General features: G+C 39.6%; 14 protein-coding genes. All 14 read left to right on the plus strand.

Annotated features, from left to right (window positions below):
• Positions 1 to 21: 21 nt before the first annotated feature.
• The 14 genes from BDI_RS02795 to BDI_RS02860 all read left to right on the plus strand — a co-directional run bounded on the left by BDI_RS02795 (position 22) and on the right by BDI_RS02860 (position 12,087).
• Entirely contained in the window at positions 22 to 759 is a 738-nt protein-coding gene (locus BDI_RS02795) for a polysaccharide deacetylase family protein (RefSeq protein WP_011966061.1), read from the plus strand.
• A 3-nt stretch (positions 760 to 762) separates the two neighbouring features.
• A complete protein-coding gene (locus tag BDI_RS02800; RefSeq protein WP_011966062.1) occupies positions 763 to 1,779 on the plus strand; it encodes a hypothetical protein in 1,017 nt (338 codons plus the stop codon).
• Positions 1,780 to 1,831: 52 nt separating this feature from the next.
• On the plus strand, positions 1,832 to 2,062 hold the full coding sequence (locus tag BDI_RS02805) for an acyl carrier protein (RefSeq protein ID WP_011966063.1): 231 nt from the start codon (positions 1,832 to 1,834) through the stop codon (positions 2,060 to 2,062).
• Entirely contained in the window at positions 2,062 to 2,811 is a 750-nt protein-coding gene (locus tag BDI_RS02810) for an SDR family NAD(P)-dependent oxidoreductase (protein ID WP_011966064.1), read from the plus strand. The genes BDI_RS02805 and BDI_RS02810 overlap by 1 nt, the downstream gene beginning before the upstream one ends.
• A 6-nt stretch (positions 2,812 to 2,817) precedes the next feature.
• On the plus strand, positions 2,818 to 3,864 hold the full coding sequence (locus BDI_RS02815) for a 3-oxoacyl-ACP synthase III family protein (RefSeq protein ID WP_011966065.1): 1,047 nt from the start codon (positions 2,818 to 2,820) through the stop codon (positions 3,862 to 3,864).
• 9 nt (positions 3,865 to 3,873) lie between these two features.
• Positions 3,874 to 4,095 (plus strand): phosphopantetheine-binding protein, encoded by a 222-nt coding sequence (locus tag BDI_RS02820; protein WP_011966066.1) that lies wholly within the window; start codon positions 3,874 to 3,876, stop codon positions 4,093 to 4,095.
• Entirely contained in the window at positions 4,096 to 5,313 is a 1,218-nt protein-coding gene (locus BDI_RS02825; RefSeq protein ID WP_011966067.1) for an ANL family adenylate-forming protein, read from the plus strand.
• Positions 5,310 to 6,032, plus strand: coding sequence for an SDR family NAD(P)-dependent oxidoreductase (locus tag BDI_RS02830; protein ID WP_011966068.1), 723 nt, complete (start codon positions 5,310 to 5,312; stop codon positions 6,030 to 6,032). The genes BDI_RS02825 and BDI_RS02830 overlap by 4 nt, the downstream gene beginning before the upstream one ends.
• Before the next feature lie 88 nt (positions 6,033 to 6,120).
• Positions 6,121 to 7,242, plus strand: a complete 1,122-nt coding sequence (locus BDI_RS02835; RefSeq protein WP_011966069.1) for a glycosyltransferase — start codon at positions 6,121 to 6,123, stop codon at positions 7,240 to 7,242.
• A gap of 65 nt (positions 7,243 to 7,307) precedes the next feature.
• A complete protein-coding gene (locus BDI_RS02840; RefSeq protein ID WP_011966070.1) occupies positions 7,308 to 8,399 on the plus strand; it encodes a polysaccharide biosynthesis protein in 1,092 nt (363 codons plus the stop codon).
• 11 nt (positions 8,400 to 8,410) lie between these two features.
• Positions 8,411 to 9,259 carry an SDR family oxidoreductase gene (locus tag BDI_RS02845; protein WP_011966071.1) on the plus strand — a complete coding sequence of 283 codons (849 nt, stop codon included), beginning with the start codon at positions 8,411 to 8,413 and terminating at the stop codon, positions 9,257 to 9,259.
• A gap of 8 nt (positions 9,260 to 9,267) precedes the next feature.
• On the plus strand, positions 9,268 to 10,392 hold the full coding sequence (gene wecB / locus BDI_RS02850; RefSeq protein WP_011966072.1) for a non-hydrolyzing UDP-N-acetylglucosamine 2-epimerase: 1,125 nt from the start codon (positions 9,268 to 9,270) through the stop codon (positions 10,390 to 10,392).
• A gap of 8 nt (positions 10,393 to 10,400) precedes the next feature.
• Positions 10,401 to 11,606, plus strand: coding sequence for a glycosyltransferase family 4 protein (locus tag BDI_RS02855; protein ID WP_011966073.1), 1,206 nt, complete (start codon positions 10,401 to 10,403; stop codon positions 11,604 to 11,606).
• Positions 11,607 to 11,667: 61 nt separating this feature from the next.
• On the plus strand, positions 11,668 to 12,087 hold the full coding sequence (locus BDI_RS02860; protein ID WP_011966074.1) for a WbuC family cupin fold metalloprotein: 420 nt from the start codon (positions 11,668 to 11,670) through the stop codon (positions 12,085 to 12,087).
• The last annotated feature ends 20 nt before the right edge of the window (positions 12,088 to 12,107 follow it).

The following is a 12,107-nucleotide window of genomic DNA, read 5'->3' on the forward strand; positions in this document are numbered from 1 at the left end:
GAACCTTATTTTTTTATAACAATGAATATTAAAGAACTAGTTAGGACTGGGATTTTCTTGGTGGGTAGCTTCTTAGGTCAGAATAGAAGTAGCAGGGTGATCTATTATCATGACATTCATGGCTGTGTGTCGTATACAGATATGTCGACCTCTCTTGACTTGTTTAAGCGGCATGTAGAGGTTATACGGAAGGCTGGTTTTGAGATTGTCCGAGATATTAAGAGGTCCAAAGGGGAGATACAAATCGCTTTCGATGATGGCTTTCGCGGATTGCTGGATTGTGCGGATTGGTTGGTTTCCCAGCGTGTCTATCCCACGGTCTTTATTCCCACTACCTTGATTGGGAAAGAGGGTTATCTGTCAGAGTCTGAGATCATGCGATTGCATGAGATGGGTTTCAATATCCAGTCACATGGCGTTCGTCACAAAAACATGAGTGCACTGATTGATGAGGAACTTCAAGACGATTTGTGTACTTCAAAGACTTATTTTGAACGTCTTTTGGGAAAAACGGTCGATAGCGTCTGCTATCCGCAAGGATACTATTCAGACCGAGTTATTTCAGAATCGTTGAAAGCAGGTTATCAGAAACTTTATATTTCTGTACCGGGGGAATATGACATGGATAAAATGGTGAAACATAGATCTTTTTTTCAGTCGCTATCTCCCATTCAAGCCCGATTGGCTCTTCATGGAGGGATGGATATACTTGCATCCCATTATCAGAAATTGCATTATAATACGCTACATAGATATTAATTGATGGATAATACGGAGATTTATAGTAAGAGATATACTTCTTCAGACAAAAATGCTTTGGTAAGTTATATAGCGAAGGCCTATCCTTCTCGCAAGGACTTGAGTTCGTTTATCGATTTTACTTTATCGTATATGCCGCTAGGAGGGGAGGAGATGTCATTGTTGATTTATAGGGGGCAAGAGATCATCGGAGCAAATATGTTTTTGCGAACGAAGGCTCGGATCGGTAGCGAAGAGCAAGATATCGTTTGGTCGTATGACACGAAGGTTTTGGATGACTATCGCCAGACAGATGCGGGAACTCTTATTTGTGGAGAGTTATTCTCGATTAAGAACCTTTTTGGAGCTGGATTGTCTCAGATATCGATTGAGCTTCAAAGACGGATGCGCTCCAAGTTTATCGCTAAGTCTGTGGCATTTATACGGTTTAACCGATATTTGCTTCGATATATTCTTGTGCCCTTTTTCCCTTCGGCACGGAGGCCTATTGTAGGGGATTCCTCCTATCCACCAGAAATAAAGACACGTTGGGGGAAGTTTCGCCGGCTGGATAAAGCCGGTGACCTAAGATATCCGCAGGGCGGATATTGGAATGACGGACTGATTGAGTTTGATCGTTCGGTTGGTTTTATGGATTGGCGCTTTTTCACATTGAAAGACAAATATCAGGTGTATGCCCTCGAAGTGGCAGGAGCCGGTTATGATATCTATTTCGCTTGCAGACAATACGATTCTTTTAAGGGGATTCCACTGCTTTATGTCGTGGATTATCGGTTTGCAATTGGTGATGAAGAAGGGCAAAACGCTATTATAAAAGCTTCCCTTTCTCTGTCTCGGCAGATGGGTTTCGCTGGGGTTTACATACGCTCCTCCCTACCTGTTTTTTCTCAGCAACTAAAGCGGAATGCTTTTGGGGAGAAGCAAGGTGGAGCGGACATTGTAGCTCGTTTTAAGCCAGCTACTCAACGGGAATATGCGGTCTTTCATACCTCGGCCGATTCTGATATGGATTTTAAATAATTTATTATTAATAGCTTGATTATAAAATAGAACAACTTTAAAATTAGGAAATATGGAACTGAAAGAATTTATTGAGCATTTTGCGGAACAACTTGATGAGACGGATGTAAGCGAGATCAAGCCAGATACAAAATTTCGCGATTTAGACGAGTGGTCATCACTTGTCGCTCTAGGTTTGATGGCAATGATTGATGACGAATATGATATTAGTTTAAAGGCTGATGAAATGCGCCGGGCTAATACCATTCAAGAGTTATTTGATTTGGTTAAAAATAAGCAGTAATGAATTATAATCCATTCTCAATAGAAGGTAAAACCATTCTCATAACAGGTGCTAACTCAGGTATTGGCATGGCTACTGCTATTGAATGTTCTAAGATGGGGGCAAAGGTTGTGATAACTGCACGTAATGAAGAACGTTTGAAGCGAACGTTTAATATGCTTGAGGGGACTGGCCATGCTATGATCATAGCAGATCTTTCAGATTGTGAACAATTGGATTATCTTGTTGATCAGCTTCCTGATATTCAGGGTCTTGTGAATAATGCTGGTATAACCGAGACTTGTCCAACACAATTTATAAAGCGTGAGAAGTTAGAAAAGGTATTGGAAGTCAATACCATCGCGCCTATTCTTTTGACGCAAAAAGTATTGAAAAAAAAGAGAGTTGGAAAAGGTGGAAGTATTGTTTTTACTTGTTCGATTTCCGGTACTAGTGTGTGTGGGGGGGGAAATGTACTTTATTCAGCATCTAAAGGTGCGGTTCGAGGTTTTGTCATGAATGCTGCCTTGGATTTAGCTGCAAAAGGAATACGAGTAAATGAAGTATGTCCAGGCATGATTAATACTCACATATTAGATGCTGGAATTATTTCAAAAGAACAACTTGCTGTTGAAGCTCAGCGTTATCCTATGAAGCGTTTTGGAGACCCAAAGGAAGTAGCTTATGGCATTATCTATTTGCTTTCTGACGCATCGAGCTTTGTGACAGGTTCGGATATTGTCATAGACGGAGGATTTACATTACAATAGTTGATGATGAAAACGATAATACCTCATATACAGATAAAGGCGATAACCTCATGGCTGCCCACCAATACTATTGAGATGATATCATTCAATAGCTTATATGGCGAAAGTGAGGTGAGGAATATAATAAGAACGACTGGAGTGGAGCGTGTGCGAGTGGCAGACAAGGAGATGACCAGTGCCGATATGTGCCAAAAAGCTGCGGAGCATTTAATTGAGAAGGAGAATATAGATAAATCAACCATTGACGGACTTGTGTTTGTTTCTCAGACATGTGACTATATCCTTCCAGCCACATCCATCTGCCTTCAAGACCGTTTAGGACTATCCAAGGATACTATTTGCATAGATGTGCACTACGGTTGTTCCGGATACATTTATGGATTGTTTCTTGCGGCGACATGGATTAACAGTGGAATGTGCAATAATGTATTAGTACTGGCAGGAGATACAACTTCACGCATGATTAATCCACAGGATAAATCTTTACGTATGGTATTTGGTGATTGTGGTACGGCTTCTCTTGTTTGTAAAGGAACTGAGCCGATGGGATTTCATATCCAGTCAGACGGAAGCGGCGCAGATCGTCTCATAGTTCCTGCCGGTGGTTTTCGTCAGCCAATCACAGCCGAAACTTCAGAGCTGAAATATGACGAAGATAATAACGGACGTACTCAGAATGACCTTTATATGGATGGTATGGCAATATTCAACTTTGCCATTACCCAAGTACACAAGAATGTCAATGCGCTTCTGGAACTGGTCGGATGGGAGAGGGAACAAGTGGGACTATTTGCCTTGCACCAGGCAAATAGGTTTATGGTAAACTACGTTAGGAAGAAACTCAAGGCCAGAGCGGAATTAGTTCCCATAAACGTAGAGAACTATGGAAACACGGGACCATCAACAATCCCCTTACTCCTTTCTGATGTCTGCCCCCAAGGGAGATATGACCTCTCTAAGGTCGTGATGACAGGCTTTGGGGTCGGATTGTCATGGGGGAGCGTAACAGCAAATATGAGTGAAACACATTTTTATGAACCAATAAATAAATGATGACGAAACATGGAACAGAAAATATTGAATATAATCAACGAGATTCGTGCGACAAAGGAGCTTCCTGCCATCGATAACATCAACGTGACTGATGATCTTCGCAATGACCTTGATCTTACCTCGTTTGATCTGGCAGAGTTGACAGTGAAGATTGAGGATGAGTTTGATATCGACATCTTTGAGGACGGCTTGGTAAACACGATAGGTGAAATCTACGAAAAACTTCAATAAATGAGAGTCTTTCTTATTGATAAGGGCAAAGAGTACTCCTATGACGAATTACTGTCTCTCTTGAATGCTGAGCAGATCTATTGTCCTTTATTCAGGGGTACAGATTTATTTGCTTATTTTTGTAATCTCATACGTGCGTTAGCTTGTGGAAAATCACTAATTCTTCTTGATAGCGATTTGAGTTCTTCCGAAATTGATGGAATAGACGAGGATGAGATTAACAAGAGCATTGCTTTGGATCGCTGTCATTTCAATTCTATCTCAGATGTGGTCGATGCGATAGAAGCGTCTCCGTCAGAAATAACAATCTTTACATCTGGCACGACTGGGCAGCCTAAGAAAGTTATTCACACCATTGCTTCCCTTACACGCTCGGTGCGTAAGGGAGAGAAATATCAAAATCAGGTTTGGGGATATGCTTATAACCCCACGCACATGGCTGGATTACAGGTGTTTTTTCAAGCTTTTGAAAATTTGAATACTTTAGTGAATGTGTTTAATGCGGGACGCTTGGATGTATATGCTGCCATTGAGGAAAACCAGATCACGCATCTTTCGGCAACTCCCACGTTCTATCGTTTGCTTCTACCATTTGGAAGGGCTTACCCCTCCGTTCAACGTGTCACATTGGGGGGAGAAAAGTCTGACTGGCATTTGTATGATGCCATTGGAAGGATATTTCCAAACGCAAAAATTAATAATGTGTATGCATCTACAGAGGCTGGTTCGCTGTTTGCCGCTAAGGGGGATTGTTTCCAGATTCCATCAGCGATCAAGGATAAATTTGAGGTTAAAGATAAAGAACTGATGATTCATAAATCTTTGCTCGGCCAGTCTGATAGTTTTGAGTTTGATGGAGATTACTACCATTCTGGTGATATTATTGAGTGGGTGGATGAGGCGAATGGCTTATTCCGCTTTAGCAGTCGTAAAAACGAACTTATTAATGTTGGTGGATATAAGGTAAATCCGGGAGAAACGGAAAATGCCATTCTTTCCATAAATGGAGTGAGACAGGCTCTTGTCTTTGGAAAGCCTAATGCCATTTTAGGGAATGTCCTTTGTGCGGAAGTACTGTTGGAAGAAGGCGCAGAACTGAAAGAAGTAGATATAAGAAAGATATTGAAGGAGCATCTACAAGATTTTAAAATTCCTCGTAAGATAAAGTTTGTAGAATCTTTTTCATTAACAAGAACCGGGAAATTGAAACGTTCATGAATTATTTAATAACAGGTTGCTCACGTGGCGTGGGCATTGAAATATGCCGTGTACTTTTGGAACAAGGCAATATCGTTTATGGAGTGGCACGCAGCTACACGGAAGAATTTAGAGTGCTGGAACAAGAGTATACAGGTAAGTTATTTTTTAAAAGCATTGATTTGTCTGATGCGGATGGTGTGCGTAAGAGTATCTTTAAGGACTTTGTTTCCAATAGGGTACAATTGTATGGTCTTGTAAACAACGCAGCTATTGCTTACGATGACATCGTGACTAATTTGAATCTTGAAAAATTGAAAGCGATGTATGAAGTAAATGTATTTACACCAATGATGATGACCAAATACGCTATTCGTAATATGCTTCTTCATCATACGCGAGGTAGTATCGTGCACATATCTTCCATCAGCGCTCATACCGGCTATAAAGGACTTGCTATGTATGCCTCCAGTAAAGGAGCTTTGGAAGCATTCTCAAAAGATACTTGTCGAGAATGGGGCGGACTGGGCATACGTTCGAATGTAGTTGTGCCGGGATTTATGGAAACAGCTATGAGTGCTACACTTAACAATGAACAAAAAGACCGTATTTATAAACGTACTTCAATGAAAGCTCCGACATCGATTCGTTCTGTTGCGGAGACTGTTGCTTTTTTACTTTCTGACAAGGCAGAAAGTATTTCGGGTGAGAGTATAAGAGTCGATAATGGTACAATTTGATTTTTTTGGTAATAATGCGAATCATAAAGCGAACTATTGATACGCATTAATAAAGAAAATAGAATTTGATAACTTACGAGTTTACATTATGAATGTACTTATTAATGCCTCTAACTTGAAAGTTGGAGGAGGTATCCAGGTGTGTGATTCTGTTTGTAGAGAGTTGTATAAATATACATCTAAACATCATTTCACAGTGGTATTGCCATCTGCATTGGAAGAATGCGCAAAGGCGATAGAGATGCTTCCTTGTATTTATGTTGTTCGGTATTCTAGACCTTTAGGATTCATTCAGATACTAACAGGCCGTAATGCCTTTTTAGATGGATTGGTAGAACAACATGAGATAGAGATGGTGTTTACCCTATTTGGCCCTTCCGTCTGGATCCCAAAGTGTAGGCACCTGTGTGGATTCGCTCTTTCTCATTTGGTGTTGTCGGATTCTCCTTTCTTTAAAAGTGTATCATGGAAGGATAATTTAAAATTGCGTCTCAGGTTATCGTTTATCAAAAGAAACTTTCGTATGAGTGCGAATGCCTATTATACAGAAAATCCTTTTATTTCAATGAAGCTGAAAGAGTTGTTTCCTAAGAAAAAGGTCTATACGGTAACCAACAACTACAATCAAGTGTTTGACTATCCTGAAATGTGGGATTGCTCTGTTCAATTGCCTTATTTTGATGGATTTACACTGTTGACTGTTTGTGCGAATTACCCCCATAAAAATTTGCCGATCATTGTGCCTTGCATTCATATATTGAGGAGTAAATATCCAGATTTAAAGTTTCGTTTTATTCTTACCATTCGGGAGGAAGAGTACATCCCTTTAAGTGAAGAGGAACGGGAGCACGTGCTTTTCTTGGGGGCTGTGCGGATCAATCAATGCCCAGGTCTGTATCAGCAGGTTGATGCAATGTTCTTGCCTTCCTTGCTGGAGTGCTTCAGTGCCAGCTATGCAGAGGCCATGCGGATGAGAAAGGCGATCATCACGACCGATTTGGGGTTTGCCCATAGCTTGTGTGGAGATGCGGCGGAATATTATGAGGCTACCTCCGCATCTGCACTTGCGGATAGCATTTATAAAGTGGCAACAGATCGTTTGTATTATGACCATCTTCTGTCGCTAGGTGACCAGCAGTTAAAAGAATTCGATACTTATGAGGAAAGAGCCCGGAAGTTGATCGAGATCATGGAATCTTACGAAAAATGAATCGATCTATTGCCAATACCCATTGGTATCAGTAACATAGAAAGATTAAATTTATACAATTTATCATGTCAGTATTTAAAGACAAAGTTTTATTGATAACAGGAGGCACGGGCTCGTTTGGTAACGCCGTGCTTCGTCGCTTTTTGGATAGCGATATAAAAGAGATTCGTATTCTTTCACGTGATGAGAAGAAACAGGATGATATGCGCCATTACCTTCAGGCTCAGCGTCCGGATGTGGCTCATAAGGTGAAGTTTTATATTGGAAATGTGCGTCAGCGTGAGGCGGTGGATTTCGCTATGACTGGTGTGGATTATGTGTTCTCTGCCGCTGCTCTTAAACAGGTTCCTAGTTGTGAATTCTTTCCTATGGAGGCTGTGCGTACGAACGTGGAGGGTACTAATAATGTGTTGCTTTCTGCTATCGCTCATGGAGTGAAGAACGTCGTGGTACTTTCTACGGATAAGGCCGCTTATCCTATCAACGCTATGGGGATCTCTAAATCTATGATGGAGAAGGTTGCTATTGCTCAAGGTCGTGCTTTGGGACAGAATGCAAAGACTACTATTTGCTGTACTCGTTATGGTAACGTTATGGCATCTCGTGGTTCTGTCATCCCTTTGTGGGTTGAGCAGATGATGGATGGTAAACCTATTACTATAACAGATCCAAATATGACTCGCTTCATGATGACTTTGGATGACGCTGTTGATTTGGTGGTTTATGCTTTTACTCATGGTGAGAATGGGGATTTGTTTGTCCAGAAGGCTCCTGCGGCTACCTTGGAAACTCTAGCCAGAGCGTTGAAGGAGATTTACGCTAAGATTGATTCGAGATATGGTGAGACTGAGGTTAAAGTGATTGGCACTCGTCATGGTGAGAAACTTTATGAGACTCTTGTCACTCGTGAGGAGATGGCTAAGGCTATTGATATGGGTAACTATTACCGTATTCCATGTGATAACCGAGACTTGAACTATGATAAGTTCTTTACTGAGGGTTCTCATAAGGTTGAGCAGGTAGAGGAGTATCATTCCCATAATACTACCCGTCTCGATGTGGAGGGCATGAAGGAAATGTTGTATAAACTCAATTTTATTCGTGAAGATCTTGGTTTACAAGCAAGAGTGAAAACAAAGGAAATACGTTCTGAGTAATAACTGCCTATATGAAAATACTAGTCTTGGGTGCTTCCGGTATGGCTGGCCATACTATTGCGCTTTATTTTAAAGAGCAGGGATATGAGGTGTATGCGTTCTCTCGCAAACGATTTCCTTTTTGTACGTGGATCGGGGGAGATGCATTCGATATAGAATGTTTGAAAAATATAGTAACTACAGGTAATTACGATGCCATAATTAATTGCATTGGTTTGCTGAATCAATTTGCCGATTCTGCTCCTGAAAAGGCTGTTTATATTAATAGTTATCTTCCTCATCAAGTTGTAGCTTGGTTGAAAGATACTCCGACACGCTTTATTCAGATGAGTACAGATTGTGTATTTGCTGGTAATAAAGGGCCTTATGATGAGTGCTCCGTACCTGATGGATGTTCATATTATGATAGGACAAAGGCATTGGGTGAGATTGTGGATGATAAAAACCTTACCTTTAGAAATTCTATTATTGGTCCGGATATTAATGAACATGGAATAGGCCTTTTTCATTGGTTTATGAAACAACATACTCCAATCAATGGCTTTACAAAAGCTATATGGACAGGAGTTACTACTTTAACCCTTGCAAAGGCGATGGAACGTGCTCTACAAACGAACCTTACTGGATTATATAATTTGGTAAATAACGGAAGTATTAATAAATATAACTTGCTATGTCTCTTTAATAAGTACTTTAGAAATAATGAGGTTCAGATAGCGAAGTCTGAAAAATTGGTTTTAGATAAGACTTTACTCAATAAGCGTACTGATTTTGATTTTGAGGTACCTTCTTACGAACAGATGATTATAGAGATGAAAGAGTGGGTTGATAACCATAAAGATATTTATCCTTTATATTGATTGACTATATGGGAAAATTAAAATTAATGACTATTTTAGGTACTCGGCCTGAAATAATAAAGATGTCTGCCATTATTAAAAAGTGTGATAAGTATTTTGAACATTTTCTTGTTCATACAGGGCAGAACTATGATTATACTTTAAACGAAGTGTTTTTTAAAGATCTAGTTTTGCGTGAGCCTGACTATTACTTGAATGTGGTTGGTGAAAACATAGGTCAAACCATGGCGAATGTAATCTCTAAGAGCTATGAGTTGATGGTAGAAGTAAAACCTGATGCTGTAATAGTGTTAGGTGATACTAATAGTTGTCTTTCTATTATTTCTGCGAAACGTTTGAAAATTCCGATATTTCATATGGAAGCAGGAAATCGTTGTAAAGATGAGAATTTACCTGAAGAGGTAATCAGAAGAATTGTAGATGTAACTAGTGATGTGAATCTTTGTTATAGCGAACATGCTCGTCGTTATATCCTTGATGCGGGGGTTAGGCCTGAGAATACCTATGTTGTCGGATCTCCTATGCGTGAGGTGTTGGATGGGTGTATAGAACAAATTAATTCAAGTAAAATATTAGAGCGTTTAGGATTGGAGCGGCATAAATATATCCTGCTTTCAGCTCATCGTGAGGAAAATATAGATATTGAAGCTAATTTTTTCTCCTTGATGAATGCGGTTAATGCTATGGCTGATAAGTATAATATGCCTATTCTTTATTCTTGTCATCCTCGTAGCAAAAAGTTTATCGAGCAACGTGGGTTTAAGTTTGATAAACGAGTGATTCAAAGTAAACCTTTAGGATTCCATGATTATAACCATTTACAACAGTATGCTTTTTGTGTGGTATCAGATAGTGGAACAGTTCCGGAAGAAGCTAGTTACTTTAAATTTCCGGCGGTAAGTATTCGTACATCAACAGAGCGCCCAGAAGCTATGGATAAGGGTGTCTTTGTCATAGGATCAATTTCAACAGAACAAGTATTACAGGCCGTTGATCTTGCTGTAGAAATGCATCTTTGTGGGGATGATGGATTAACGGTACCTGCTTATGATGATAGCAATGTATCTACTAAGGTGGTTAAGTTAATACAGAGTTATACCGGCATTATAGATAAGATGGTTTGGCGTAAATAATCAACAATATGAAAATAACAATTGTCTGCCAATACTTTTATCCAGAAGAGTTTAAAGTGAATGATTTAGCGGAAGAATGGGTTAAACGGGGGCACAATGTAACGGTCCTGACTGGGAAACCAAATTATCCGAAAGGAAAAATTCTTAACGGTTATAAGTTTTGGGGAATACAGGAGGAAGATTATAAAGGGATCAGAGTTATCCGCGTGCCTCTTATTCCTAGAGGAAATGGTGGAGGAATACGGCTGGCCTTGAATTATCTTTCGTTTGTTTTTTTTGCTTCCTTATACGTATTAACCCATCGTATAGAGACTGATAGTATCTTTTGCTTTGGAACTTCTCCTGTATTTCAGATGTATCCTGCATTGCTTTTAAAAAAGAAAACGGGTGTTAATGCTTCTTTATGGATTCAAGACTTATGGCCGGAAAGTGTAGCAGCCGCAAGCGGTTTGAAAAGTGGGTTTGTAATGAACTTATTATCAAAATTGGTTACAGGTATTTATTGTAGAACAGACATCTTGTTTGTACAGTCTCCTGCTTTTTTTGAGTCAGTTTTGAGTAAAGGAAATTTTAAAGACAAGTTAATATATGTACCAAACTGGGCAGAAGATGTGTTCATGAAAGAGATTAGTGATTCAAATAAATATGAATCTTTAATGCCTAATGGATTTAAAGTCATGTTTGCTGGTAATATAGGTGCGGCACAAGATTTTGGATCTATTATTCAAGCTGCGGTTTTAACCCGACATCTTCCGGATATTAAATGGATAATAGTAGGTGATGGACGCATGAAATCAGATATTGAACAAAAGGTTCAATCCTTAAAATTAAATGATACGGTGTTTTTCTTAGGCCGTTATCCAGTTGAAGAAATGCCCGACTTTTTTTCTCTTGCGGATGTGATGTTGGTATCATTAAAAGAAGAATATATTTTTTCATTGACTATACCTTCTAAAGTTCAAGCATATATGGCTTCCGCAAAGCCAATGGTTACGATGTTGTCTGGTATGGGTAATAAAATAGTTGAAGAAGCTAACTGTGGATTGACTACTAACTCCGGTGATTTTAAAGGATTGGCAAAGAATGTAATTACAATGTATCATAAGACAGAAGAGGAGAGGTCGCAGTTGGGATTAAATGGGCAAGCCTATTATAAGATACATTTTTCGAAAAAAGTATGTATTGATAAGCTAGATCAAATAATGAAAATTTGAATGATGGTACTCTATAAATGTATGGAGCATTTGTGTTTGCTTTTAAATGAGAATGGAATGTATGGAGCTGAATAATGAATTGTTTGATAAGATCTTATTGGATGCGATTTCCTCACCAAGGAAACGAATGCATTATGATTTGAGAACCGTGGCTGGAAAGGATACCTCGCAGCGGATGCTGAATGTCCTGATGCCAGAGACCGTGATACCGATACATCGACATCAAGAAACATCAGAGACGGTAATCGTTTGCCGGGGGGCTGTGCGTGAAGTGTTTTATGATGCGAAGGGAAATAAGATTGATGAGTTTGTCCTAGAGGCTGGAGGATCTTGTCCGGGAATACAGGTTCCTCAAGGAATGTATCATACTTGTATTTGTCTTGTTCCGGGGAGTGTTATTTTTGAGGCGAAAGACCGAGCATATGATCCCGAAACTACAGAGGATTTCCTACCTGTCTCTTTAGTTCCTGACATCTCCTAGTAATTACGAGTGTTTAATAA

Origin of the sequence: Parabacteroides distasonis ATCC 8503 (assembly GCF_000012845.1) — a bacterium.
Lineage (GTDB): Bacteria > Bacteroidota > Bacteroidia > Bacteroidales > Tannerellaceae > Parabacteroides > Parabacteroides distasonis.